We start from the raw sequence: 25,034 nt of genomic DNA, 5'->3' as shown, positions 1-25,034 counted from the left end.
CCTGTGGTCAGCTCGTCGCGACAACCCGATGCCGGGCGAGGACCTCGCGTTCACCGTCGGTGATGGGTCGCGGACGCTCGGTCGCCACGTCGAACCCGACCAGGACCGCGTCGCCGCGAGCACACACGCCACCGTCGCGGTCGAGCACCGTATGCCTGAGTGTGTAGGAGGTGTTTCCCACATGCAGGGCGACGATCTCGATCGTGAGCGGGCCCGACTCGTCCTTGATGGGTCTCAGGAACTCGACGTCCATTTTCCTCACGGCGATCGCGCCCCGCCTCAGCTCACCGGACTGCAGGAACTTGATCCGCCCTTCCTGCATGTACTCGACGACCTTGGTGTTGTTGACATGTCCGAGCCGGTCCGAATCCGCCCAACGGACCTCGATCTGCGACCGGTAGGGCTCGACCGAGTCGCCGGGCACGGACCGCTCAGTCACGCGTCAGCTTCCGGTGGGTGACCCGGTGCGGACGTGCCGCCTCGGCACCGAGACGCTCGACCTTGTTCGCCTCGTACGCTTCGAAGTTTCCTTCGAACCAGAACCATTTGCCCTCTTCGACATTCCCTTCCCACGCCAGGATGTGGGTACAGGTGCGGTCGAGGAACCAACGGTCGTGGGAGATCACGACAGCACAACCCGGGAACTGCTGGAGCGCGTTCTCGAGCGAACTGAGGGTCTCGACGTCGAGGTCGTTGGTCGGCTCGTCGAGCAGGATCAGGTTGCCACCCTCTTTGAGGGTCAACGCCAGGTTCAGGCGGTTGCGCTCACCACCGGAGAGCACCTCGGCTTTCTTCTGCTGGTCCGGCCCCTTGAACCCGAAGGCGGAGACGTACGCGCGGGACGGCATCTCGTTCTGGCCGACCTCGATGAAGTCGAGTCCGTCGGAGACCACCTCGAACACGGTCTTCTTCGGGTCGATGTTCGCGCGGGACTGGTCGACGTAGCTGAGTTTGACCGTCTCACCGACCTTGACGGTGCCGCTGTCGGGCTCTTCGAGACCGACGATGGTCTTGAACAGCGTGGTCTTACCGACACCGTTGGGACCGATGACGCCGACGATGCCGTTACGCGGGAGCGTGAACGACAGGTCCTTGATCAGGACGCGGCCGTCGAAGCCCTTGTCCAGGTGCTCGACCTCGACGACGACGTTGCCCAGACGCGGAGGCGTCGGGATCTGAATCTCCTCGAAGTCGAGCTTGCGATGCTTCTCGGCTTCGGTCGCCATCTCCTCGTAACGAGCGAGACGCGCCTTGTTCTTCGTCTGCCTTGCCTTCGCACCGGAGCGGACCCACTCGAGCTCCTCCTTGAGGCGCTTCTGCAGCTTCTGGTCCTTCTTTCCCTGGACCTCGAGGCGCTCGGCCTTCTTCTCGAGGTAGGTCGAGTAGTTGCCCTCGTAGGGGTGCAGCTTGCCGCGGTCGACCTCACAGATCCACTGGGCGACGTGGTCGAGGAAGTACCGGTCGTGAGTCACGGCCAGGACTGCGCCGGGGTACGTCGCGAGGAACTGCTCGAGCCACAGCACCGACTCGGCGTCGAGGTGGTTGGTGGGCTCGTCGAGGAGCAGCAGGTCGGGCTTGCTCAGCAGCAGCTTGCACAGCGCGACACGGCGGCGCTCACCACCGGAAAGGTGGGTGACAGGCTCGTCCGGCGGCGGGCAGCGCAGCGCATCCATGGCCTGTTCGAGCTGCGAGTCGATGTCCCATGCGTTGGCGTGGTCGAGCTCCTCCTGCAGCTTGCCCATCTCGTCCATGAGCTCGTCCGAGTAGTCGGTGGCCATGAGCTCGGCGATCTCGTTGAACCGGTCGAGCTTGACCTTGATCTCGCCGAGGCCCTCCTCGACGTTCTGCTTGACCGTCTTCTCCTCGTTGAGCGGGGGCTCCTGCAGCAGGATGCCGACGGTCGCCTCCGGATCGAGGAATGCCTCGCCGTTGCTGGGCTGGTCCAGACCCGCCATGATCTTGAGGATCGACGACTTACCCGCGCCGTTGGGCCCGACGACACCGATCTTCGCGCCCGGGTAGAAGCTCATGGTGACGTCATCGAGAATCACCTTGTCACCGTGCGCCTTGCGCACCTTCTTCATCGTGTATATGAACTCCGCCATGACGACCAGCGTATCCGCCCCGCGCGCAGATCCCATATCCTGCGGCTCTGACGTCGCACCGCCATGGCCGAAGGTGACATTCATACAGTTCAACGCACCCGAGGTGACATCGGGCCACGAAGCCTGGGGTCAGGGTGCGGAGAACAGGTCCGCGACGAAAGGTGTGGTGTCGGGCAGCGACGCAGCCATCGTCTCCGAATGCCCCGTCGGGTAGGTCCGGAACAGCGGTGCTGCACCCCCGGCGGTCAGGTCGGCGGCGAGCTTGAACGACAACGGAGCCGGCACCATCGTGTCGCGTAGCCCCTGGGCGAGGAACATCGGCCGGTCGAATCCCGTGACGGGAACTCCGAGGTAGTCGGTGAACGCGGAACGGAAGCGGTCGTCGGAGAGCGGTCTCGTCAGCAGGTCGCCGATGTCCACGCCAGCGTAGCGCTCGGTCAACTCGTCATAGCAGAGGTCCTCGGCCGCGGCGAGCACCTCACGGCCGGTATCGCTGAGATAGCTGTCGAGGCCCAGGCCCGGATCCGCGTCACGGAGCCCGGCGAAGATGTAGGCACTGAACGTGGTGAGGCCGTCGAGACCGAGATCGGGGAATCCGGGGAAACCGAGAGGGAAGACCAGTTCGAGATTGGACGGTGCACCGGTGGTCACCGTGCCGCGGAAGTCGAGTTCGGGCGCACGGGTGGTCGCGAGGTGCGCGGTGTGGAGCGCGGCGTGGCCACCCTGCGACTGTCCGACCACGACCCACTCGGCAGACAGGGTCGGTTCGGCTGTGCGGGCGGCGCGAACGAGGTCGACGATGCTGTTCGCGGCGCTCTGTCCGTCCAGATAACGGTGCAGCCCCTCACTGCCCAGCCCGGGGTAATCCGCTGCCACCACCGCGTAGCCCTGTCCAAGCCAGTGGTCGAGGTAAGCAGTGTCGCGGGCACTGCGCGGGTTACGCGATGGGGCGCAGGAATCCGACAGTCCGGTCGTGCCATGCGCCCACGCGAGTATCGGCCACCCACCCTCGGGTGCCTCGCCGGGCGGTAAGAACAGCACACCGGTACCGACGGTGTCCGCCCCGGAACGCCATTGCGTCCGGTAGGTGATCTTCCGGATGGTCGAGGCACCTGGCACCGACAGTTCGCCGGGCAGCGATTCGACCGAGACGACGGCGCCGGGCGCTTCCTGTGCGTGAGCCGGTGGTGCAACCATCACAGCGGCGGCAAGTAGAAGACACATCACGACGCCGGTGACGGTCGGTGCCACCCGCCAGCGCGCAGCAGGTGCGCTGATCCCATTTCGGCTCGACACACCGAGCACCTTACGTGCAACGCACGCCGGTTCGTCCGCTTCGCTGACCGCTAACTGTTCTCCCGGTCCCGCCGCGCCAGTTCGGCGAACATCGCATTGTGCGCGGCCAGATCTGCATCATCGTCGCGATCGGCGGCGCGATCCACCCGACGTGCCGTGCGTTCGTCACTCTTCGACCACTGCACCAGGAGCGCGATCATCACGAGGACGAGCGGAATTTCCCCCGCCGACCACGCGATACTGCCACCGACCTTCTGATCCGAGAACAGATCGGCGTTCCACGGCAGGGCCAGCCCGCGATAGTAGGACTCGGCCATGACCGAACCCATGCTCATCAGCGTCACGCCGAAGAACGCGTGGAACGGCAGCGACCCGAACACCATCGCCAGCTTCGTCACGGGCTGCACATCGCGCGGTGCCGGGTCGACCCCGATCACCACCCAGTAGAAGAGATAGCCGCTCAACAGGAAGTGCAGGTTCATCAGCACGTGCGCGGTGTGACTGTCGGCAAACGTGGTGAAGATCCCGCCCAGGTACAGGGCATAGAACCCGCCGACGAACATCACGGAAGCGACGAGCGGGTGGGTGAAGAAGCGTGACGGGGGGCTGTGCAGGAACTCGAGGATCCATTCGCGCGGCCCGGGAGGCGCACCGCGCCCTGCAGGTTTGAACGCACGCAACGCGAGCGTCATCGCACCACCGAGGGCAAGCAGCACCGGAGTGAGCATCGACATCGCCATGTGAGCGCCCATATGGACACTGAACATGGCCGGCGAGTACATCCCGACACCGGAACTGGTCGTCACGAGCAGGACGAAGCATCCTGCGAACCACGCGATGGACCGACCGATCGGCCACGTGTCGCCGCGCTTGCGAAGCGTCCGCAGCCCGATCGCGTAACCGGCCGCGAGCACCAGCGCTGCCGTGCCGAAGATCAGATCGAATCGCCACTCGCCGAAGAACAGGTTCATGAACGTGGGCGGTGCGTCGAGGTTGTAGCCGAGTTCCACCTCCAGTACCGAGGGTGATGCCGCCGGCGGGGGCGGCGGGGTGCGCCCGAGTCCCACCGCCAGACCGACGGTCGCGGCGAGGATGAGGGACTCGACCGCGGCGAACCGCACGAACGCGCCGCGGTTCGTCGGATCGGCTTCGAGGTCGGGAAGTGCGCGCCGTCGCTGCGCCCAGCCGAAGATTCCGAGCACGACCAGAGCCACCGTCTTCGCGACCACCAGCCGACCGTACGTGGTGGTGAACAAGTCCTCGAACGGCACGCGCACCGCCGAATTGATGACACCGCTGATCGCCATGACCACGAACGCGATCGACGCCACGAACGAGAATCTCCGGGCAGCCAGGTCGGAGTGGTCACCTCTGCGCCAGGCGTGGGCGAGCACCGCGAACAACCCGCCTGCCCACACCGACGCAGCCACAAGATGCAATACCAGGCTGTTCGTGGCCATATCGTGGGAGCCGCCGGTGGACGAGTGTCCCGTCAATGCGATCGGCATCAACGCCACGATCGAGAGCAACAGCAGATACGGAGTCCACGACCAGCGCAGTGCGAGCCGGATCAGGATCGCAGTGATCAGCGCAAGCACCGTGGTCCAAGCCCATGCGAGGGACGTCTCGACCTGACCGAGCGCCGAGAACAGGTTCTCCGGCCGGATCGCCTCGGACAGCGGCTGGCCCGAGGTGTCCGACAGTGTCAACGGAACCATCAGCGCGGCCGTGACGGCCCACACCATCGCGGATGCGCCGGCGGTCCGCACCGCGCGATACCCGCCGACGTCGAGGACCCCGTTCGCCTGCGGCGGCACGAGGAACGCGGCGAAGAACAACGATCCGATGGTCAGAACCGTTGCGATCTCCGACACCGCACGCACCATCGGTAAGCCGTAGGTGGTGAGCGGACCGGGGTCGGGGATACCGAGCAGGACCAGCGCCTGCGCTGCCGACAGACCCACGACGATCGCCGCGACGATCGCCGCGACAATGCCGAAGAGAACGAACAGCGCCGAGGTGCTGCTGCGCGCAGAGGCCGGCGCGGGCTGCGGCGCCTCCCGCTCGAGATCCGGTGTTGCCATACCTACCAGGGTAAGACCCCGCCGAACCCGGCTACGACGCCCCGTCGGAGACTCGTGTCACCCGGCGATGCTCACTCACGAAGCGATTCCCCTGGGGTGACGACACCGTGGTCGAAGGCATACACGATGGCGGCGGCGCGGTCGCGGAGATCGAGTTTGACGAAGATGTGGCCGACGTGACTCTTCACCGTCACACCGGCGATACCGAGTTCCTGCGCGATCTCCGCGTTGCTGAATCCGCGCCCGATGAGCGCGAGCACATCGACCTCACGGGCGGTCAGCCCGTCGAGCCCAGGACCGACGTTCCCCGTGGGCTGCGCGGCGGTGCGATAGGTCGAGAGCACACGACCGGTCACCGTGGGGTCGAGGAAGCCGTCCCCCGCCGCGACCCTCCGCACCGCGCGGATGAGGTCCTCCGCCGGCGAATCCTTCAGAATGAATCCCTCCGCACCGGCACGCAGGGCGCCGGACAGCAGTTCGTCGTCGTCGAACGTCGTGAGCACGAGCACCGGCGGTGAGGTCTCGAGGTGTCGAAGCGCACGAGTCGCCTGGATGCCGTCGACGTTCTTCATCCTGATGTCCATGACGACGACGTCAGGGTTGTGTTCGACCACGGCCGCAGGTACCTCGGCGCCGTCGCCGCACTCGGCGACGATCACGAACCCGTCCTTGCGACGGAGGATGCGTCGCAGACCGGACCGTACGAGTTCTTGGTCGTCGACGAGGAGCACCCCGATCTCCGGGGCGGTCACGTCAGCCCCGGGATGCGGCGCACGATCGGGCACGAGTCTGCCGCGAGCGGAACACGAGCGTGTACGGACCACCCTCCGCCGTCCGGGCCGGCACGTAGTTGACCGCCGAGCAGCGCCGCGCGCTGCCGCATGCCGCGCAGCCCCGAGCCCACCCCACCACTCGGGGGCATCGCCGGAGCGCGGAGATCGTTGTGGATCTGCAGAGTCAGCACCTGCGCTCCGATCTCGAGCCGCACATCCGTCTTCGCTGCGGGGGCATGTTTGACGATGTTGGCCAGCGATTCCTGGCAGATGCGGAAGATTCCGTGGCCGATGGCGCCGGAGGCCACGTCCACGTCTCCCGACATCTCGAATGTCACGGGCAGACCCGCACGACGGAAGTCGTCGATCAACTCTGGGATGTCCCCGATCGTCGGTTCCGGTCTGGTACCCGAGGGTCCCGCATCGAGAAGGCCCACTGTGCGTCGGATGTCGGCCATCGCTTCGCGCCCCAATCTCTCTGCGTCGGTCAGGGCATCGACGGCCTCGTCGATGTCCCGGTCCTGCTCCAGCGCGCGACGAGCAGCCGTCAGATGCAGCAGCGTGACACTCAACGAATGCGCCACGACGTCGTGGACCTCGCGGGCGATGCGTTGGCGCTCGGAGGTCGCGGCCTGTTCGGCCTGGATCGCTCGCGAGGCGCGCTCCTGGTGTAGAAGGCGCAACTGGGTGAGAAGCAGGCGCCCGACGATCCACCCGAGCACGACGCCGCCGAGGTAGTACAGCACGCCCTCGAGATGACCGGCGAAGGCGAACGCCGAGAGCGTTGCCGCGGCCGCGGCCAACGCCCCGACGCTGATCGAGAAGGGCGTCATGGCCGCGATCTCACCGACCATCAACACGAGCACGAGTGGGGCGAAATCGAAGGCCGAGTCCGGTGGCTGCACCAGCAGCAACGAGGTCGCCGCCAGCACCACGAATCCCATGAGTAGTCGCACGAGCATCGAATCCGGTTCGATCGCGTCGCCGAGGATCGGTGCTGTCGCGGCGATCAGCCCGAACAGGAGCACCCACCCAGGCGGCACGATCCCGTCACGCTGCGCGACCGCGATACCGGCGACGACGACCAACCCGATGTGGCCGAACAGCATCACACCGACCGGATAGTCGTAGCCGCTCGATGCGATACGACGACGGAGGTACGCCATCAATTCCACACGATCAGCGTAGGCGGAGAAATCCGCTGCGGCGTCGTTCCTGGAGCGGATCCCTTCTCCACCCACGGTAGGAGAGAAAGACTCGACGGTGGCACGACGAAAGAGGGGCCGAATCTCCGTAGCGTTTCCTTCGAAGGCAGCGCTCGAACCGATTCAGGGGGTTGACGGGGATGACCTGGGAAACATACCGAGCACGGCGGGCTGTACTCGACGACGTGCTCACCCGAGCACAAGAAGATCTCGATGCGTCGCTCCGGTTCGATGAGATCCACGGCGCGATAGAGCTTTTCGGATCCGGAGACAACGTCCTGCTCACCTTGCAGCGTCATTGGACCACGCACCTCGCTGTCCGCCTCGATCAAGCGCTCGAGGACGGCACATCGCTGGACGCGGCGTATGTCCGTCTGGCGGACGAGATGCCTGCGGTTCGAGCAGTTCTCGACGCAGGCACTCGCATGTCACCGACGTTGCGAAATGTTCGACGCGGTGAGGTCGCAATGATCGAGGCCCACAAGGCGGTCGAGCGCGATACACCGCGCCCACATGGCGTGCTCCGCAGACTCCGCGAACGGGCGGCAGCGGTGAAAGCACCGGCGGCACCCATGACCACGGCAAGTCTGTGGGCAGGTAATTACGCGTGGAGGTGACACCGGGCGCAGCGACACCTACGACACCATTGTCCCCTCGAGCGGCGATGTGCGGAGTCTCGCGAGCTGCGCACCGGCGACCACATCGATCGCGTCGTGCAGCGCATCGAGAGTGTCCGCAGGTAGCAGGGCGTCGCAGTGCGGCAGGGCCGCCGTCATCGACCCTGTTGCCGGGGCGAAATCGCGCAGACCCGCACGCGGGTTGAGCCACACCACCCGGTGCGCGCGGCGACGGATCTGTCTCATCACACGTGCCAGGTCGTCGGGATCGTCGCTGTCCCACCCATCCGACGCGATCACGACTATCGCGCCGCGCAGCACGTGGCCACGATGTGAGCGGAGGACGGAGGACAGCGATCCCGCGATGCGGGTCCCGCCGAAACGCGTCTCGACGTGGTCGTTGACGGCGTCGATCGCCTGCTCGACAGACCGGTTCTTCAACGTCGGTGTCAGACGGGTCGCCGTGGTCGAGAATGCGAAGACCTCGGCATCTCCGGTGCGCACGACAGCGCGCATCAGGTGTAGATAGATGTCGACGTAGGCACGCATCGAGCGGCTCACGTCGCAGAACAACACGAGTCGCCGGCGACGCCGCTCAGGGCGGGTGTGGACGAGTCGTGCCGGCTCGTAGCCTGTGTACCGCGACGCCGCGATGCTCGCGCGCAGATCGAGGTGTCCGCTGTGATGCGGTGCGCGGCGGCGGCCGACCCGGGTCGGCCACGTCACCGCAGCGTGCTCGAGCCATGAGGCGATCTCTGCCAGACGAGCGGGATCGAGGTCGGAGAACCGCTGATCGGCGACCGCCTCGAGGGCGCTGGGAATCCGGTCGCCGGGTCGTGTCGCAGGCGGGGATCGGTCGTCGCTGAACGTACCGGTGACGGTGCGGGTCACCCATGGCACGTCGGACTTCCTCCCGGCTCGACGGCGGCTCACATTCGCCGGGTTCGTCGAGGGCCGAGTGTGCCCGCCGTCATGGGGTCCGGTGCGGCGAGCATGAGGATCCATCGGCACCGCACCGTGGTCGAACACCGCTGAGAACACGGCGTCGAACTTCTCGAGGTTCTCGCGTCGGTCGACGAGAGTGAGCCGCGCGGTCCAGTACAGCTGCGCACGAGTACGCGGAGGTTGTAGACGCAGCGCACGCGTGAGAGTCGCGGCACCATCGACCGTGACGGGAATGCCGGATCGGCGAAGCCGATCTGCGAGCCCCACCGCGAATGCCGCCAGATCGATACCCGGGAGGAGAAAAGCGGTCACGGTGCGCCGGCCACCAAGAACTCGCTGAACGCCTCCCCCACGACGTCGCGATCGTCGGGGGTCTTGGCGAGCGCCGCCAACGACACACCGGCGCCGGGACGCGCCAGATCCGAGACACCGAGAGCCGAGAGCGCGGACACCCAGTCGATGGTCTCCGCGATGCCGGGTGCCTTGTCCAGGTCGAGTGCGCGCACGGTCGCAACGAAATCGGTGGCCCGCTCGATCAGCGCTGCACTGGCCTCCGGGACTGTGCGCCGCAGAATCGCGACGGCACGCTCACGGTCCGGATAGTCGATCCAGTGATACAGGCAGCGCCTCCGCAACGCGTCGTGCAGATCGCGACTGCGGTTGGACGTCAGCACGACCACCGGTCGCTGTGCAGCAGTGAGTGTTCCCAGTTCCGGTACGGTGACGGTGAATTCACCGAGGAACTCGAGCAGGAGAGCCTCGAATTCGTCGTCGGCGCGGTCGATCTCGTCTACCAGTAGAACAGCCGGAGCGTCACCCCGATGTCTGACGCACTGCAGGATCGGACGCTCGAGCAGGTATTCCTCGGTGTACAGGTCGTCTTCCGTCGGCGTGGTCCCGTGCGCTTCGGCAAGCCGAATCGCAAGTAGTTGACGTCGATAGTTCCAGTCGTACAACGCTTCCGAGATCGACAGTCCCTCGTAGCACTGCAATCGGATCAGTGGACTCCCCAAGATCTCTGCGAGCACCTTCGCCGCCGTGGTCTTGCCGACACCGGGTTCCCCCTCGAGAAGCAGCGGCCGGCCCAGTTCGACCGCCAGATACATTGCGCTCGCAGTGCCCTCGTCGAGGAGATGGTCTCGGGCATCGAACCGTGCGACGACATCGTCGACGTCATCGAAGGCCCACGGTCGAGCAGGGTCGGTCACGCTGCGTGTTCCTTCTGGTAGGCGCGTCGGCAACCGGGACAGCAGAACCACACGTCGGTGTCTGCGACGACGAGGTGTGGCGTCGAGTCCGTCACCGTCACCGTCATCCCGCACACCGGGTCGACTGCGGTCCGTGTCGCCGAACGGACCGTTCGCGGCGCTCGGGCGAGTTCGCCGCTACGCACCACCCGCACGATGTCGGTGACGATCGACAGCCCTATCTCCGCCGCGGTCCGCGCCCCGACATCGAGTCCCGCGGGGGTATGGATCCGGGCGCGTTCATCGGAGGTCAGCTCGAGTTCGTCGAGGACGGCGGCACCGCGTGTCCGGCTTGCGACGAGTCCGATGTACCCGGCGCCGGCATCGAGCGCGCTGCGGATCACACCTGCTTCGTCGCCGCCGTGCATCGCAAGGATCACGACCGACGCGCCCGACGGAACGGAGGATCGGTGTACCGCTTCGACCGTGTACCCGACCCGGCGGGCGAAATCCTCGACCGCCTGCGCTACCGGAGATGTGCCGGACACGGCGACCAGCGTGGGCGGCAGCTGCGGCTCGAGGAAGATCTCCATCGCCCCGCCCGACATGCAGGGGTTGACCGCAATGGTCGCACCCGGCGTCTCGGGGAATCCTTTCGAATCGGCGGGCACTACCCGCAGAAGCAGGCTTTCGCCTCGGTCGAGCACCTGCTGAGCGGCGGCACGCACCGACGACTCGGTGCACTGCCCGCCCACGAACCCTTCGATCGTGCCGTCTACGAGAACGAGCGCGCAATCACCGGAGTGCGCCGAGGTCGGTGGCTGCGCGCGCACCACGGTCGCCCGAACGAACGGGAGCCGTTTCTCGTGCAACTGTGTCTCACGGATGCTCAGATCCATTCCCGCGTCTCCTCTCGCGCCCGGACGTTCGTCAGATCGGGGGTGTCGCCCGCCCCTGCATCGCTTCCCACACCCGTGACGGGGTCAGCGGCATGTCCGCGTGCTTCACCCCGAGCGGCTTCAACGCATCCAGGACTGCATTGACGATCGCGGGCGGCGAACCGACCGTCGCGGATTCACCGATTCCCTTCGCACCGATCGGATGGTGCTGCGACGGGGTGACGGTGTGCCCGGTCTCCAGTGTCGGGACCTCGAGCGCGGTGGGGATCAGATAGTCCATGAACGAGCCACCGAGGCAGGTGCCGTTCTCGTCGAACGCGATCATCTCCATGAGGGCCATACCGATTCCGTCGACGATTCCGCCGTGGACCTGTCCCTCGATGATCATCGGGTTGATGCGGGTGCCGCAGTCGTCGACGGCGAGGAATCGGCGGACTGTCACCTCGGCGGTGCCGGGATCGATGTCGACGACGCAGAAATATGCGCCGTACGGGTAGGTGAGATTCTCGGGGTTGTAACAGATCTGGGCCTCGAGACCACCTTCGAGCCCTTCGGGAAGATCGCCTGCGCCGTGCGCGCGCATCGCGATGTCCTGGATCGTCACGGCCGCGGACGGGTCGCCCTTGACGTGGAACGAGCCTTTCTCCCATTCCAGGTCGGCGACGGAAACCTCGAGCATGCCCGATGCGATGATCTTCGCCTTGTCGCGTACCTTGCGGGCGACGAGGGCGGCGGCCGCCCCCGACACCGGGGTGGATCGGCTTCCGTAGGTGCCGAGACCGAACGGGGTGTTGTCGGTGTCTCCGTGAACGACATCGATGTCCTGCGGAGGGATGCCGATCTCCTCAGCGACGATCTGCGCGAAGGTGGTCTCGTGTCCCTGCCCCTGGCTCTGCACCGACAACCGCACCACTGCTTTACCAGTGGGGTGGACACGCAATTCGCAGCCGTCGGCCATGCCGAGTCCGAGGATGTCCATGTCCTTGCGGGGGCCGGCGCCGACTGCTTCGGTGAAGAACGCCATGCCGATACCCATGAGTTCGCCGCGGGAACGCCGCTCTGCCTGTTCACGGCGCAGGTCCTCGTAGCCGATCATGTCCATGGCCTTGCGCATCGTTGTCTCGTAGTCGCCCGAGTCGTACTTCCAGCCGGTTTTGCTGGTGTAGGGGAACTGGTCGGGCCGCAGCAGGTTCTTCAGCCGTAGCTCTGCCGGATCCATTCCGAGGTCGAATGCGAGGCAGTCGACGAGTCGTTCGACGAAGTACACGGCCTCGGTGATCCGGAACGAACACGCGTACGCGACGCCGCCGGGCGCCTTGTTCGTGTAGACGGCCGTCATGTGGCAGTAGGCCGCGTCGATGTCGTAGCTTCCGGTGAACACGCCGAAGAACCCGGCCGGATATTTCACTGGGGCGGCGGTGGCATTGAAGGCGCCGTGATCAGCGAGGACCCGCGACCGGATCGCGAGGATCTTCCCGTCATCGGTCGCCGCGATCTCGCCGACCATGATGTAGTCACGCGCGAAACCTGTGCTCATCAGGTTCTCGCTGCGATCCTCCATCCACTTGACGGGCTTGCCCAGGATCAGTGATGCGACGATCGCACCCACGTAACCGGGGTAGATCGGCACTTTGTTGCCGAATCCACCGCCGATGTCGGGTGAGATCACTTGGATCTTGTGTTCGGGCAAGCCGGCGACCAGCGCATACAGTGTGCGATGGGCGTGCGGTGCCTGGGATGTCGACCAGAGCGTCAGCTTTCCGGTGACCCGGTTGTAGTCGGCGACGGCACCGCAGGTCTCCATCGGCGCAGGATGCACTCGCGGGTAGACGATCTCCTGACGGGTGATGACGTCGGCGCGCGCAAACACCGCATCGGTCGCGGCGGCATCGCCGGCTTCCCAGTCGAAGCAGTGATTGTCGGTCTTGCCGTCGAGGTCGTCCCGGATGACGGGCACATCGGGCGACAGGGCAGTGCGGACATCGACGACCGGATCGAGGATGTCGTAGTCGACATCGATGAGTTCGAGCGCATCGCGGGCAGAGTAGCGGTCCTCCGCGACGACGAACGCGACTTCCTGTCCGTGGAACCGCACCTTGTCGGTGGCGAGTACTGCCTGCACGTCGTTCGACAGGGTCGGCATCCACGCCAGGCCCTTCTCTGCGAGATCGGCGCCGGTGATGACGGCCTTGACCAACGGGTGCGCCAATGCCGCGGAGGTGTCGATGCCGTTGATCCGAGCATGCGCGACCGGGGAGCGCAGCACCGCGAGGTGCAGCATCCCCGGCAGCTGAACGTCGTCGACGTAGTGGCCCTGTCCGCGGATGAAGCGGGGGTCCTCCTTGCGGAGCATCCGGCCGTGTCCGCAGGGCTTGTGGTCGTTGTCCTCGGTCACCGAGGCTTCGAAGCCGGGATCGACGGCGGTCATGAGGTGGCCCTCGCGTTCTGGGACGAGTGAGCATCCTGGTCTGTGTGCTCGGCCGCCCAGCGCACCGAGCGGACGATCGTGGTGTAGCCGGTGCACCGGCATATCTGTCCGGAGATCGCCTTGCGGATCGTGGCTTCGTCCGGGTCGGGGTCGCGGTCGAGCAGCGCACGGGCCGTGATCATCATGCCTGGCGTGCAGAAGCCGCATTGGAGTCCGTGACACTGCATGAATCCCTCCTGCACCGGGTCGAGGACGCCATCCTGCTCGAGGCCCTCGACGGTCCGCACATCGTGGCCTGCGGTCATCGCAGCGAGTGTCGTGCAGGACTTGACGGGTTCGCCGTCGATCGCGACGACGCACGTTCCGCAGTTACTGGTGTCGCACCCCCAGTGGGTTCCGGTCAGCCCCAGGTGGTCACGGAGGAAATGTACGAGCAGCGTGCGTGGTTCGACGTCGGCCTCGACGTCTTGACCATTGACGGTCATCGAGATTCTCATCGATGTCGATTCCCTTCGAGCAAGTCGAGTCGTTCGGCCGCGCGGCGCAGTGTCCGTACGGTCAGTTCCGACGCGAGGTGACGCTTGTATTCGGCGGTGCCACGCTGGTCTGATTCCGGCGAGCAGGCAGCCGATGCAAGTGCTCCGGCGTCGCGGAAGAGCTCTTCCGTCGGGGCGCTGCCGTGAAGCAGATCTCCGATCGCAGCGAGGGCATCGTCATCGGCGCGGACTGCCGTGAGTCCGATGCGGGCGTCGGAGAACACGCCGTCGGCAATCCACACCGCGGCGCCTACCGCAGCGACGGCCCAGTCGCCTGCGCGACGCTCCACCTTCGCGTAGGCGCTCGAGCAGGGCCCCTTGCGTGGCAAGCGGATCTCGACGAGAAGCTCGTTCGGAGCCACCGCTGTTTCATACGGGCCGAGATGGAACTCTGCGAACGGCAGCTCACGCACCCCCGACGGACCGCGAACGACACATACGGCGTCGAGTACCGAGCACACCGTCGAGAGATCCTCGGCCGGGTCGGCCTGACACAGCGAGCCGCCGATCGTGCCACGATTGCGCACCACCGGATCCGCGATCACTTCCTCTGCGTCCCGGAAGATCGGGAACACGGCGGCGAGGTCGTCGGATTCGAGCAGTACACGGTGACGGGTGAGCGCTCCGATTCGGACCGACTCCGGCTCGATCTCGAGATACGCGAGTTCGTCCAGATCGTTGATGTCGATCAGATACTCAGGATTGGCGAGCCGGAGCTTCATCATGGGCAGGAGACTGTGCCCGCCGGCAACGACTCGGGCTTCCTCCCCCAAGCGGTCCAGCAACGCTATGGCGTGCTCCACGCCGGTAGCACGCTCGTATTCGAAAGGGCCCGGAACCTGCATGTCCCACTCCCGACCTAGGTGAATCAAGCCACACCGGTCGCGCCGATGCATCCCCATATCCCGTGCCGCCCAGGGTAGTGCCGATCTCCGAGCTCCGCGCCGAAATCGGACTTTTGCGACCAACCTCGTTCCGATACCCGACGAGAGTGCTGATGATCACATCTCAATGTGCGATCGAGGGCTGCACCAGAGACCGAGATCGGGGGTCACCCTGATGTGTTCACCCTTGACTACGAATACCGTGGAAGCAGCAACCTCGTGACCCGACAGGAGCATCACCGCCTCAATGGACGTGATCAACGAATTCATCATCGGCCAGGCAGCAGCCCTGTGGGTCTATCCACTCTTGTTCTTCGTCTGCATCCTCGACGGTTTCTTCCCTCCGGTACCGAGCGAGACCATCCTGGTCACCCTCGCGTCACTCTCGGGTTCCACGGGCAAGCCGTATCTGTGGGCGGTCATTCCCCTCGCAGCACTGGGCGCAATCGTCGGCGACAACATCGCTTACACGATCGGACAGAAGGTCGGTACCGAGCGGTTCGCGTGGATGCGCAAACCCAAAGCCCGAGCAGCGTTCGCCTGGGCTCGCAGGGGACTCGACAAGCGCGGAGCCGCGATCATCATCACGGCCCGGTACATCCCGATCGGCCGGATCGCGGTGAACATGACCGCGGGGGCGACACGCTACCCGCGCAAGAAGTTCGTGCCGCTGACCATCATCGGAGGGATCACCTGGGCGGTGTACTCGTCGATGATGGGGCGTCTCGTGGGCGGGTTCTTCCACGAGCAACCGCTACTCGGTGCGGTGGTCTCGATCTGCGTCGCGGTACTGCTGGGCATCGGGGTCGACCACGTGATGCAAAGGTTGCAGAGCGACAAGGCAGATGCGAGCGACGACGTGTCGATTCGCGACGCCACCGAGACCGGCGACGTCGGGGATTCCGGAGAACCGGGACCCACCCGCGCCCTGTAGTCGACCCTGCCTGCACCCGACACCGCGGTCCCGTTAAGATTCTGGCCGCGCCCCCGTAGCTCAGCTGGATAGAGCAAGAGCCTTCTAATCTCTAGGTCGCAGGTTCGAGTCCTGCCGGGGGCACCCACATCCCAAGAACCTCACCAGACCGGACTCGCTCGAACGGGCAAGACGCCCTGCATCGCACCGTACGCACTGGTCACAGCCATGCATCACTTCGAAGTATCGAGACGTTCATTCGCGCGCGCCGGTAGACTCGTACGTGCTGCTCGAGCACCCGACGCGATCGAGAACATGCGTCCCGTGCGCCTCACAGACTCTCATTTCCACGTTCCTCGACAGCTGTGTTCCTTCTCGCACAAGCGGACCGGATTACCAGACAGTATTGGTCGGCCCCTATAGTTCACGACGTAAATACGGTGTAACAGTCTTCTCACAGTCAGGTAGGTGGGCGTGTCGACCTCGGACCGCATCGAAGAGATCTACGAACAGGTCAAGGCCCGCAACGCGGGTGAACCCGAGTTCCATCAGGCTGCGGCCGAGGTGTTCGAGTCTCTGCACGTCGTACTGGAACGACACCCGTCCTACTTCGATTCCGGGCTCATCGAGCGTCTCTGCGAGCCTGAGCGGCAGATCATCTTCCGCGTGCCGTGGATCGACGACAACGGGCAGGTGCACGTCAACCGCGGCTTCCGCGTGCAGTACAACAGCGTGCTCGGTCCCTACAAAGGCGGACTGCGCTTCCACCCGAGCGTCAACCTCGGCATCGTCAAGTTCCTCGGCTTCGAGCAGATCTTCAAGAACGCGCTCACCGGCCTGCCCATCGGCGGCGGCAAGGGCGGCTCGGACTTCGATCCCAAGGGTCGCTCCGAGCAGGAGATCATGCGCTTCTGCCAGTCGTTCATGACCGAGCTGCACCGCCACATCGGTGAGTACACCGACGTTCCCGCAGGCGACATCGGCGTTGGCGGCCGCGAGATCGGCTACCTGTTCGGTCAGTACAAGCGTCTGACGAACTCGTACGAGTCGGGTGTCCTCACCGGCAAGGGCCTCACCTGGGGCGGATCGCAGGTCCGCAAGGAAGCCACCGGCTACGGCGTCGCGTACTTCGTGGCCGAGATGGCCAAGGCACGTGGCTACTCGCTCGAGGGATCGACCGCTGTGGTGTCGGGCTCCGGCAACGTCGCGATCTACGCGATCGAGAAGATCCATCAGCTCGGCGGCAAGGTCGTCGCGTGCTCGGACTCGTCGGGTTACATCTACGACAAGAACGGCATCGACTGTGCGCTGCTGAGGGAGATCAAGGAAGTCCGTCGCGGCCGCATCTGCGAGTACGCAGACGAGCGCACCGACGCCGAGTTCTTCGCCGAAGGCAACATCTGGACCGTGCCGTGCGACGTCGCACTCCCCTGCGCCACCCAGAACGAACTCGACGAGGATGCCGCCAAGACCCTCGTCAAGAATGGCGTCAAGGTCGTCGCCGAGGGCGCGAACATGCCGACCACCCCGGGCGGTATCTCTGTGTTCCGTGAGGCGGGTGTCCGTTTCGCTCCCGGCAAGGCAGCCAACGCAGGCGGCGTCGCCACCTCCGCGCTGGAGATGCAGCAGAACGCCTCGCGCGATTCGTGGCACTTCGACTACACCGATGAGCGTCTCGCAGGCATCATGGCCGACATCCACGGTCGTTGCATCGAGACCGCCGCCGAGTACGGCAAGCCGGGTGACTACGTGCACGGCGCCAACATCGCCGGCTTCGTGAAGGTGGCCGACGCGATGTTCGCGCTCGGCGTCATCTGACGAAGGTCGCAGACCTGCTGTGGAGCCCCGCAGCCCTGGTGGTCGTCCACCAGGGCTGCGGGGCTTACTGCTCGTCGCGGTTCTCGTCCTTGCCGAAAACCTCGTCACTGCGATGATCACTGCGCGCCTTCCGTGAGGCTTCGCGCATCTCGATTCCTTCGGTGATCAGGTCACCTATTTCACGGGTCACGTCGCGGACCGCGCCGGCGATGATGCTGGCGATGGCCCCGACATGTGTCGCCGTCGATTCGGTGACCTCCTGGATCACGTCCTTGTTTCGCTCGAATCTTCCAACCATGCCGGATCCCCTCACGCGTTGTCCCGCGCGAGAGTACCCGCCGTCTCGATTCCGCGCTCGGAACTGGGCGCCCGATCGAGGAACACCGTCGTCTCCGGCTCCGGCGACACCAGCGAAGGCGGAAGAGCGAACCGGAAGATCTTCCGCCAAACGGACGAGACCTGCGCGAACAGGCCGCCGGTGTTGTAGGGCAATCCGTGCTTCTCGCACAGCGCTTGCACCTGCGGTGCCAGCTCTGGATACCGGTGCGCCGGCAGATCCGGGAACAGGTGGTGTTCGATCTGATGCGACAGGTTGCCCGACATGATGTGGAACAACGGGGTGCCGGTGATGTTCGCGCTCCCCAGCATCTGACGGACGTACCACTCGCCGCGTGTCTCGTTCGCGGTCTCTTCCTTCGAGAAGGACTGCACTCCCGACGGGAAGTGGCCGCAGAAGATGATCGAGAAGGTCCACAGGTTGCGGACCAGGTTGGCGGTCGCATTCCCGACCAGTGTCGGAACGAACATCGGGCCGCTCAACAACGGGAACGCGATGTAGTCCTTGACCACCTGACGCCGCACCTTGCGCCACCAGCCCTTCGCCAGTGGGATCACGTCGCGCCAGTTCCGTTCACGCGAGACCAATCGCTCCACCTCCGCGTCGTGGAGCATCACCCCCCATTCGAACAAGAGCATCAAAGCTGTTGCATACAATGGGTTTCCGAGGTAGTACGGATGCCACTTCTGCGCGGGGTCCATCCGAAGGATCCCGTATCCGATATCCCGATCCTTCCCCACGATGTTGGTGTAGGTGTGATGCATGTAGTTGTGCGAGTGCCGCCACTGATCCGACGGACAGACCGTGTCCCATTCGAAGGTGCGAGAGTTCAGCGACGGCTCGCGCATCCAGTCGTACTGGCCGTGCATCACGTTGTGGCCGATCTCCATGTTGTCGAGAATCTTCGACACACTGAGCGCGGCGACACCGGCCACCCACGCCGGAGGGAAGAAGCCGAGGAACAACAGTCCACGACCGGCCACCTCGAACCCCCTCTGGGCCTTGATGATCCGGTAGATGTAGTCGCGATCCTCGGCGCCGAGCGAGGCAACGGTACGCTCCCGCAGCGCGTCCAGTTCGCGTCCGATCTCGTCGATCTGATCGCGATCGAGCACGATCGGTTCCGCGACGGCGGGTTCCGCACGGCTGCGCGACAGGAACGGCAGAAACGGGATCGCCGGAATGGTCAATCCGAACATGCTGTCCTCCAATGTGTTCGGTTCTCAAATGAATTGTCGTCTGTGTTCGACTGTGGTTTTCGTCAGAGCTCGACGGTGACGTTGCCGATCGGCGCGCTAACACAGATCTGGATGCGCGCGCCCGGTTCGGAGTCGGTCTCGCCCGTCCTGATATCGCGCGTGCATCCGGACGACCGGATCGCGGTGCAGGTGTGACAAATTCCCATGCGGCAGCCGTGTTCCGGTGTGAGTCCCGCATTCTCGGCCTGCTCCAGAACAGTCGCGCCACTGTTCGCAGCGACGATTCCGGATTCGGCGAACGACACCGACCCCGACACATCGTCAGGGTCGACGACGTATGCGGGCGGCGTGAACTCTTCGGTGTGCAACAGCTCCGTGGAGCCGGTCTCGGCATACAGCTCGCGCACTCTCCCGACCAATCCGGACGGCCCGCATACATAGGTAGGGGTGTCGGCGAACCACGGTGCGACCGCATCGAGGTGCGCGCGTTCGAACCGACCGCGCAGGTGCCCACCCTCGCCACGGGTATGGACCAGCACGACCTCGACGTTGGGAAGCGAGGACAGTGCATCGAGTTCTGCGCGGCGGGGGACGTGCCCCGGACTACGCGCGTAGTGCACGAACGTGACCGCGGTCGCGCCGCTTTCAGCAAGCGATCCCAACATCGACAACACGGGAGTGATACCGGACCCGCCGCTGATCATCAGCAGACGCGAGGGTCGCGACTTCGGGAGCACGAAGTCCCCCGCGCCGTCACCGACTTCGACAATATCTCCGACCCGCGCGTGTTCCGCGAGATGACCCGATACGAGCCCTCCGTGCCGCGTACCGACGGTGAACACCATCTCGCGCGATCCAGGCATGATCGCAGGTGAGAACGTACGCACGTGCCGCACTCCATCGATCACCATGGCGAACTGGACGTGTTGCCCCGGAACGAACCGGCAGGGCCGTGCTGGCCGTACTGCCAGCGTCGTCGATCCGTGCACACTTGTATCGATATGGGTGATCCTCGCCCGATTCGACGCGGTCGCGAGCAGCGGGTCGGCAAGTTCCAGGTAGCGGTCGAGATGGTGCGGTGAGGACAGTGCACCAAGCGCTCCGACCAGGAGTTTTCTGGCTTTTCCTCTGATTGGGGCACGGCTCGGCGCTTGGGTCGAGGTCATGGTGTCCACCCTTCCTGATCCGGAGGCGCTATTTCAGTGCACATTCGTACACTGAACTCAGTGTGCCAGGAGCGGACCGGACGCTGTCAACCCTGCTGTGACAGCGGTAACACCCCACGAGGGGGCGACACGACCGCGCAACACGCCGCCTGCCTACACTCGGGACCGTGCCCGTAGCCTCCACCCCTGAACCGACCAGCCGGGCCGAACGCAAGGAGCGCACCCGCCAGGCGATCCTCGACGCCGCGCTCGAGTTGTCCTCGGACCGCAGTTTCGCGAGCGTGAGCCTGCGCGAGGTGGCCCGATCGGTCGGCATCGTGCCCACGGCGTTCTATCGCCATTTCGCGTCGATGGAGGAGCTCGGCGTCGCACTCGCCGACGACACCATGCGGTTGCTGCGCTCCGTCCTGCGCGACGCGCGTCGCAATCCGGGCCCTTCCAACGCCCAAGCATCGCTGGCCGCACTACTCGGGCAGGTGCGCGACCACGAACTCGCCTTCCGATTTCTCGCGCGCGAACGTCACGGTGGTCACCCGGAAGTGGCGCGGGCCTTCACGGTCGAACTGCGCCTGCTCACCCGCGAACTCGCAGTCGACCTCGCCCGTATCCCCCAACTCGCCGGATGGGAATCCGACGATCTCGAGATGGCCGCCGACCTGCTCGTCACTTCCATGTTCGAAGTCGTGTTGGACCTGCTCGCCGTCGCCCCCGGACGCGCCGCAGAAGCGGAGGTCCTCACGCGCGCAGAGAAGCAGATGCGCCTGATCATGCTCGGAATGGCCGCGTGGAATCCGCTCCACGACTGACTTCGGGACGTACCGTTGAAGGGTGCCCGAAACAGTAGCGTGCGATTCAGCAGGGTTCGAGTCGACTGCCGTCACGCTCGGCGACCTGACCTTCGACGTCCGGTCCGCGGGCCCGAACGACGGACCACCGATCGTACTGCTGCACGGTTTCCCCCAGACCTCGCGGTGCTGGAACGCGGTGGCCGAGGAACTTGTCCGCAACGGTATGCGGGTACTGCTACCTGATCAGCGCGGCTACTCCCCCGGCGCCCGCCCGACCGCGGTCATGGACTACAGGATCGATCACCTGCGCGCGGATGTTCTCGGAATTCTCGACGCATTCGATGTCCACGACGCGCACATCGTCGGACACGACTGGGGTTCGTCGGTCGCATGGCACGTGGCGGCACATCATCCCGCGCGGGTGCGATCACTGACCGCACTGTCGATTCCGCACCTGGCTGCGTTCGGAGCGGCGTTGCGCGAAGACGAGGACCAGAAAGCACGCTCGACGTACTTCTCCCTGTTCCGTGAAGCCGGCAAGGCCGAGCACGTCCTGCTCGCCGACGACGCGCACCGGTTGCGCGCCCTCTACGGCGAAGGAGTAGCAGCCGACGCAGTCGACGAATACGTGCGCGTGCTCCGGCGACCGGGCGCGCTCACCGCCACCCTCAACTGGTATCGGGCGATGACCCCCGACACCGGCGCGCTCCCTCCGGTGAAGGTCCCCACCACCTACATCTGGAGTACCGATGATGCCGCGGTCGGCCGGTTCGCCGCGGAACTCTGCGGTCACTACGTCGACGCCGACTACACGTTCGAGGTGCTCGACGGCGTATCGCACTGGATCCCGGACGAAGCTCCCGGTGCCGTCACGGCCGCCATCGGCCACCAGGTGGGACAAAGTCGATGAGGAGACAAGGTCGATGAGGAACTGCCGGTGAGGAGATCACCATGAAACGGGGCGCGCTGTTGCTGGTTGTGTTGATCGCGGCTGCTGTGGCAGCGTTCTTCATTGCGTGGGACGGGCCGAAGGACCCACCTCTGCGCACCCTCGACAACAGCGCGTTCGTCCTGGACGGGCAGTCCACGACCTGCGCCGCCCTGTTCCGCAAGCCATGTGATTACGAAACCCAGCTCGAATACAACCGTCGGGGCACGGATCTCGACACCTTCGTGGACTCGACCGACCTCGGGCCGTGGGGTAACTCCTTGCCCTTCGCGGAGGCGGCCGAGCTGGCCCTGCAAGCATGCGTGTACTCACGCACGGCGGGAATGACGGTCCTCGAGTTCATCGAGCTGGGGCAGCGCACGCACCCGGACGCCGGATCCGTCGAGCTCACCCCCTTCTGGAACAAAGCACGTCAGGAACTGTGCGCCACACCGTGGCAGTGACCAATGCGCCACACCTGCCGACCCACTTACCCGGGCGGGAATCGAGGAGCACCGCCGACTCTGGTTTCATGACGTCATGCCCGAAACCGAGAACGCCGTCCACGTCTTCGACGCCGCTGTAGAGCTCACCGCCATCGATGCGGGTCGTTATACCGGAAACACCCACCCCGCGTACGCGAACATGGTCGGCCCTTTCGGCGGTGTCACGGCCGCCACGATGCTGCAGGCCGTCCGGCTTCATCCCGAGGTTCTCGGGACACCGCTGTCACTGACGGTCAACTTCGCCGCGGCGATCGCGTACGGGGAGTTCGAGGTTGTCGCCCGGCCGGTGCGCACCAATCGCTCGAGCCAGCACTGGGTGGTCGAGCTGACCCAGGGCGGGTCTGTCACGACCACCGCTACCGCGGTGTTCGGCAATCGTAAGGACACCTGGGCATCGACCGAGCTCGCCGCGCCCACCGCACCACCTGCGGACGAGGTGGCGGCCACCCCCTTCCCCGATTTCGTTGCGTGGGGCAAGAACTACGAGATGCGGTTCGTCGAGGGCCCGATTCCCGGCGCCGACGCCGCCCCGCACCCCGATTCCACCTCCACCCTCTGGGTCCGTGACGAGCCCGCGCGCCCACTCGACTTCACCTCTCTGACCGCCCTGTGCGACGTGTTCTATCCCCGCGCGTTCCTGCGCCGCGGCCACGCGCTCCCCGCAGGCACGGTGACGCTGACGATCTATTTCCACGCGGACGCCGCCGAGATCGAAGCCCAGTCGGATCATCCGATCCTCGCCACAGCCCGCAGCCACCGGTTCGGTCAGAACTACTTCGATCAGACCGCGCATCTGTGGGGCTCGAGCGACACATTGCTCGCCACCGCCCATCAATTGGTGTATTTCAAAGCGTCTACGTAAACCTGATACTTCCTGCCACCAACATGCCAGGCAGTCCAGACCCACGTCCCTCACGGCTACCCGAAACATCCTGCGATGCCGCGGCCTCCCCGGAGTCGGGCCGGTCTTGTCCCGGCACTTGTGCACCGGGGCATGCATGGTGGTGCGGATCTCCCGACCACCGGCACGAGTCCGGACCGCAGCCCCTCGGCCGAGGAGGGCGCGTTTGGCAAGGTTCACCGCCGCCACATGATCACGATCCCCACCCAGTCGGCAGGATTCACACCACGCATGGTGATAGCCACCCGGCCGTGCCAGTTCCTCGTTGCAGCCCGGACACCACGCCGACGACCCTTTCGCCGGCACCGTCACCGCCACCACACCCACCCCCGCGGCGGTGTACGCCAATGCATCGGCGGCCTTTCGGCGCGCGGACTGCGCAGCCCGAGTGTTGTTCACCCGGCCACGCCCACGCGGTTCGAGACTCGCGAGATCTTCGACCGCGATCACTGTCGTATCGGCGGCGACCGCGTAGTCGGTGACCTGACGCGCGAAATGAAACGCGAGTTCCCGATTGATCTTCCCCCCGCTTGGCACCGACCGCGGTGCGATTGGCGTCGAGCACCGCGATCTTCGCTTCGAGTTCCACTCGTGCCTGCGGTGGCGCGTTCTCGGCCAGTTGGCGTAGGCGGGCTGCCTTGCGGTGCAGGAATTGGCCTTCGGTCTGCAGGCGGGCGACTTTGATGCCGAGGCCGCGGTCGTCGTAGGTGTAACCCCGAAAATCGGACACCAGGCCGTCGCCGCCGCCGGTGACGATCGCGGCGGCCCCGAGCGTGGCCGGTGACCAGTCCACCCCCACCGTGGCACTGCTCAGGTCACCGGCGGGGACGACTTCGGTGGCCGCGCACCGCAGCAACAGCCCCCGCCCGTCGAGGGTCAGGGTCGGTTGCTGTACCCGAGCTCACCTCCTCGCGCCTGCGGGTACGGGCGACCAGTTGCCGTCGTACACCCCGGGCGAACCCCGGCGGCACGTACGCCTCCCCGCTCGCCGGCGGGGCGATGTGTCCGGTGGCGGGATCGAAGCGGGCCGAGAGCGACGCGATCGCGGTGTCGCGGTAGGTCAAGGTCCGTAGCGTCGCGGTGGCCTGTGCGGTGACCACCCGCGACACCCGCGATGGCACATAACACCCGTCGGGGTAGGTGAGGGTCCAGCCGAGGCGGGCGGCGACGACGTGTCCGTGTGTCGGTAGTGCCCGGCCCCGGCTGTCGATGTCGTCGAGCCCGATCGGGTTGCCGGTGGTGTCGTCGACCGCCGTATGGGGCTGGTGGTGAACGCGGACCGGCGTCGCTCGGTCGGGTCGGTGCCGGCCATCGCGTCCCTTCTCGTCATCGCCCGGTGATGTGGGTGTGCGGTCTCGGCGGTGACGATAACGCCGGGGTACCGACATGTTCTGTTCGGCCCGCACCGCGGCGCCTGGGGTGTGTGTGACGGGGTGTCCCGGGATGCACGAGGGTTGTTTCTGCGATGGTGCGGGGAGCGGAACCGGTCCGACGGCCGGGGGAGGTGAACTTTCGTTTT

The 25,034-nt window shown here is 65.5% G+C and carries 23 protein-coding genes, 1 tRNA gene and 1 pseudogene; 8 read left to right on the top strand and 17 right to left on the bottom strand.

The window, feature by feature from the left end:
• Window positions 1–7: 7 nt before the first annotated feature.
• The 6 genes from HCA61_RS12695 to HCA61_RS26315 form a co-directional block, all read right to left on the bottom strand.
• Window positions 8–439 (bottom strand): acyl-CoA thioesterase, encoded by a 432-nt coding sequence (locus HCA61_RS12695; protein WP_346777559.1) that lies wholly within the window; start codon window positions 437–439, stop codon window positions 8–10.
• Window positions 432–2,105: an energy-dependent translational throttle protein EttA gene (gene ettA, locus HCA61_RS12690; protein WP_169688557.1), complete on the bottom strand. Its 1,674-nt coding sequence runs from the start codon at window positions 2,103–2,105 to the stop codon at window positions 432–434. The genes HCA61_RS12695 and ettA overlap by 8 nt, the downstream gene beginning before the upstream one ends.
• Window positions 2,106–2,234: 129 nt before the next feature.
• Window positions 2,235–3,329: a lipase family protein gene (locus tag HCA61_RS12685; protein ID WP_169688890.1), complete on the bottom strand. Its 1,095-nt coding sequence runs from the start codon at window positions 3,327–3,329 to the stop codon at window positions 2,235–2,237.
• Between the two features lie 122 nt (window positions 3,330–3,451).
• Window positions 3,452–5,485 carry a cytochrome c oxidase assembly protein gene (locus tag HCA61_RS12680; RefSeq protein WP_169688556.1) on the bottom strand — a complete coding sequence of 678 codons (2,034 nt, stop codon included), beginning with the start codon at window positions 5,483–5,485 and terminating at the stop codon, window positions 3,452–3,454.
• 71 nt (window positions 5,486–5,556) lie between these two features.
• Entirely contained in the window at window positions 5,557–6,237 is a 681-nt protein-coding gene (locus tag HCA61_RS26320) for a response regulator transcription factor (RefSeq protein WP_346777558.1), read from the bottom strand.
• A complete protein-coding gene (locus HCA61_RS26315; protein ID WP_346777557.1) occupies window positions 6,234–7,499 on the bottom strand; it encodes a histidine kinase in 1,266 nt (421 codons plus the stop codon). The genes HCA61_RS26320 and HCA61_RS26315 overlap by 4 nt, the downstream gene beginning before the upstream one ends.
• A gap of 104 nt (window positions 7,500–7,603) precedes the next feature.
• Between HCA61_RS26315 and HCA61_RS12665 the strand changes: the two genes are divergently transcribed.
• Window positions 7,604–8,080: a hypothetical protein gene (locus HCA61_RS12665; RefSeq protein ID WP_206040014.1), complete on the top strand. Its 477-nt coding sequence runs from the start codon at window positions 7,604–7,606 to the stop codon at window positions 8,078–8,080.
• A gap of 18 nt (window positions 8,081–8,098) precedes the next feature.
• On the opposite strand, the gene HCA61_RS12660 is transcribed toward HCA61_RS12665, so the two are convergent.
• Genes HCA61_RS12660 through HCA61_RS12635 form a run of 6 tightly spaced genes read right to left on the bottom strand, consistent with a single transcriptional unit; the run spans window position 8,099 to window position 14,920 of the window.
• Window positions 8,099–9,337 carry a VWA domain-containing protein gene (locus HCA61_RS12660; protein WP_169688555.1) on the bottom strand — a complete coding sequence of 413 codons (1,239 nt, stop codon included), beginning with the start codon at window positions 9,335–9,337 and terminating at the stop codon, window positions 8,099–8,101.
• On the bottom strand, window positions 9,334–10,233 hold the full coding sequence (locus HCA61_RS12655) for a MoxR family ATPase (RefSeq protein ID WP_169688554.1): 900 nt from the start codon (window positions 10,231–10,233) through the stop codon (window positions 9,334–9,336). The genes HCA61_RS12660 and HCA61_RS12655 overlap by 4 nt, the downstream gene beginning before the upstream one ends.
• Complete coding sequence (locus HCA61_RS12650) at window positions 10,230–11,111, bottom strand: XdhC family protein (RefSeq protein ID WP_169688553.1); 882 nt, start codon at window positions 11,109–11,111, stop codon at window positions 10,230–10,232. The genes HCA61_RS12655 and HCA61_RS12650 overlap by 4 nt, the downstream gene beginning before the upstream one ends.
• Window positions 11,112–11,142: 31 nt before the next feature.
• A complete protein-coding gene (locus tag HCA61_RS12645; RefSeq protein WP_169688552.1) occupies window positions 11,143–13,539 on the bottom strand; it encodes an aerobic carbon-monoxide dehydrogenase large subunit in 2,397 nt (798 codons plus the stop codon).
• Window positions 13,536–14,036: a (2Fe-2S)-binding protein gene (locus HCA61_RS12640; protein WP_169688551.1), complete on the bottom strand. Its 501-nt coding sequence runs from the start codon at window positions 14,034–14,036 to the stop codon at window positions 13,536–13,538. The genes HCA61_RS12645 and HCA61_RS12640 overlap by 4 nt, the downstream gene beginning before the upstream one ends.
• Window positions 14,033–14,920, bottom strand: coding sequence for a xanthine dehydrogenase family protein subunit M (locus HCA61_RS12635; RefSeq protein WP_169688550.1), 888 nt, complete (start codon window positions 14,918–14,920; stop codon window positions 14,033–14,035). Before HCA61_RS12635 ends, HCA61_RS12640 begins: the two co-directional genes overlap by 4 nt.
• A 286-nt stretch (window positions 14,921–15,206) precedes the next feature.
• Between HCA61_RS12635 and HCA61_RS12630 the strand changes: the two genes are divergently transcribed.
• The 3 genes from HCA61_RS12630 (at window position 15,207) to gdhA (ending at window position 17,690) form a co-directional block, all read left to right on the top strand.
• Window positions 15,207–15,893: a DedA family protein gene (locus HCA61_RS12630; protein ID WP_169688549.1), complete on the top strand. Its 687-nt coding sequence runs from the start codon at window positions 15,207–15,209 to the stop codon at window positions 15,891–15,893.
• Between the two features lie 49 nt (window positions 15,894–15,942).
• Window positions 15,943–16,016: transfer RNA gene (locus tag HCA61_RS12625), tRNA-Arg, on the top strand.
• A gap of 330 nt (window positions 16,017–16,346) precedes the next feature.
• Complete coding sequence (gene gdhA, locus HCA61_RS12620) at window positions 16,347–17,690, top strand: NADP-specific glutamate dehydrogenase (protein ID WP_169688548.1); 1,344 nt, start codon at window positions 16,347–16,349, stop codon at window positions 17,688–17,690.
• 64 nt (window positions 17,691–17,754) lie between these two features.
• Here gdhA and HCA61_RS12615 read toward each other — a convergent pair whose 3' ends face one another.
• The 3 genes from HCA61_RS12615 to HCA61_RS12605 all read right to left on the bottom strand — a co-directional run bounded on the left by HCA61_RS12615 (window position 17,755) and on the right by HCA61_RS12605 (window position 20,392).
• Window positions 17,755–17,988 carry a hypothetical protein gene (locus HCA61_RS12615; protein WP_169688547.1) on the bottom strand — a complete coding sequence of 78 codons (234 nt, stop codon included), beginning with the start codon at window positions 17,986–17,988 and terminating at the stop codon, window positions 17,755–17,757.
• Between the two features lie 11 nt (window positions 17,989–17,999).
• On the bottom strand, window positions 18,000–19,226 hold the full coding sequence (locus HCA61_RS12610; RefSeq protein WP_169688546.1) for an acyl-CoA desaturase: 1,227 nt from the start codon (window positions 19,224–19,226) through the stop codon (window positions 18,000–18,002).
• A 62-nt stretch (window positions 19,227–19,288) separates the two neighbouring features.
• Window positions 19,289–20,392 (bottom strand): iron-sulfur cluster-binding domain-containing protein, encoded by a 1,104-nt coding sequence (locus HCA61_RS12605; protein ID WP_169688545.1) that lies wholly within the window; start codon window positions 20,390–20,392, stop codon window positions 19,289–19,291.
• 167 nt (window positions 20,393–20,559) lie between these two features.
• On the opposite strand from HCA61_RS12605, the gene HCA61_RS12600 reads away from it, so the two are divergent.
• The 4 genes from HCA61_RS12600 to HCA61_RS12585 all read left to right on the top strand — a co-directional run bounded on the left by HCA61_RS12600 (window position 20,560) and on the right by HCA61_RS12585 (window position 23,476).
• Window positions 20,560–21,198 (top strand): TetR family transcriptional regulator, encoded by a 639-nt coding sequence (locus HCA61_RS12600; protein WP_169688544.1) that lies wholly within the window; start codon window positions 20,560–20,562, stop codon window positions 21,196–21,198.
• A gap of 22 nt (window positions 21,199–21,220) precedes the next feature.
• A complete protein-coding gene (locus tag HCA61_RS12595) occupies window positions 21,221–22,090 on the top strand; it encodes an alpha/beta hydrolase (protein ID WP_169688543.1) in 870 nt (289 codons plus the stop codon).
• A 41-nt stretch (window positions 22,091–22,131) separates the two neighbouring features.
• Window positions 22,132–22,572: a hypothetical protein gene (locus tag HCA61_RS12590; protein ID WP_169688542.1), complete on the top strand. Its 441-nt coding sequence runs from the start codon at window positions 22,132–22,134 to the stop codon at window positions 22,570–22,572.
• A 76-nt stretch (window positions 22,573–22,648) separates the two neighbouring features.
• Window positions 22,649–23,476, top strand: coding sequence for a thioesterase family protein (locus HCA61_RS12585; RefSeq protein WP_169688541.1), 828 nt, complete (start codon window positions 22,649–22,651; stop codon window positions 23,474–23,476).
• Window positions 23,477–23,737: 261 nt separating this feature from the next.
• On the opposite strand, the pseudogene HCA61_RS26310 reads toward HCA61_RS12585, so the two are convergent.
• A pseudogene (locus tag HCA61_RS26310) lies at window positions 23,738–23,821 on the bottom strand (hypothetical protein); the annotation flags it as partial.
• A 509-nt stretch (window positions 23,822–24,330) separates the two neighbouring features.
• Window positions 24,331–24,921, bottom strand: coding sequence for a hypothetical protein (locus HCA61_RS26305; protein ID WP_240959234.1), 591 nt, complete (start codon window positions 24,919–24,921; stop codon window positions 24,331–24,333).
• Window positions 24,922–25,034 lie beyond the last annotated feature (113 nt).

It is taken from the genome of Rhodococcus sp. HNM0563 (genome assembly GCF_012726195.1).
Taxonomy (GTDB): domain Bacteria; phylum Actinomycetota; class Actinomycetes; order Mycobacteriales; family Mycobacteriaceae; genus Rhodococcus.
This window is presented reverse-complemented; position numbering and strand designations above follow the sequence as displayed.

Bases quoted from the DNA above. Each gene is read 5' to 3' on its own strand.
- ettA (WP_169688557.1), bottom strand. From the start codon at position 2,105: ATGGCGGAGTTCATATACACGATGAAGAAGGTGCGCAAGGCGCACGGT.
- HCA61_RS12685 (WP_169688890.1), bottom strand. From the start codon at position 3,329: ATGTGTCTTCTACTTGCCGCCGCTGTGATGGTTGCACCACCGGCTCAC.
- HCA61_RS12680 (WP_169688556.1), bottom strand. From the start codon at position 5,485: ATGGCAACACCGGATCTCGAGCGGGAGGCGCCGCAGCCCGCGCCGGCC.
- HCA61_RS12665 (WP_206040014.1), top strand. From the start codon at position 7,604: ATGACCTGGGAAACATACCGAGCACGGCGGGCTGTACTCGACGACGTG.
- HCA61_RS12650 (WP_169688553.1), bottom strand. From the start codon at position 11,111: ATGGATCTGAGCATCCGTGAGACACAGTTGCACGAGAAACGGCTCCCG.
- HCA61_RS12645 (WP_169688552.1), bottom strand. From the start codon at position 13,539: ATGACCGCCGTCGATCCCGGCTTCGAAGCCTCGGTGACCGAGGACAAC.
- HCA61_RS12640 (WP_169688551.1), bottom strand. From the start codon at position 14,036: ATGAGAATCTCGATGACCGTCAATGGTCAAGACGTCGAGGCCGACGTC.
- HCA61_RS12635 (WP_169688550.1), bottom strand. From the start codon at position 14,920: ATGCAGGTTCCGGGCCCTTTCGAATACGAGCGTGCTACCGGCGTGGAG.
- HCA61_RS12630 (WP_169688549.1), top strand. From the start codon at position 15,207: ATGGACGTGATCAACGAATTCATCATCGGCCAGGCAGCAGCCCTGTGG.
- HCA61_RS12615 (WP_169688547.1), bottom strand. From the start codon at position 17,988: ATGGTTGGAAGATTCGAGCGAAACAAGGACGTGATCCAGGAGGTCACC.
- HCA61_RS12610 (WP_169688546.1), bottom strand. From the start codon at position 19,226: ATGTTCGGATTGACCATTCCGGCGATCCCGTTTCTGCCGTTCCTGTCG.
- HCA61_RS12605 (WP_169688545.1), bottom strand. From the start codon at position 20,392: ATGACCTCGACCCAAGCGCCGAGCCGTGCCCCAATCAGAGGAAAAGCC.
- HCA61_RS12590 (WP_169688542.1), top strand. From the start codon at position 22,132: ATGAAACGGGGCGCGCTGTTGCTGGTTGTGTTGATCGCGGCTGCTGTG.
- HCA61_RS12585 (WP_169688541.1), top strand. From the start codon at position 22,649: ATGCCCGAAACCGAGAACGCCGTCCACGTCTTCGACGCCGCTGTAGAG.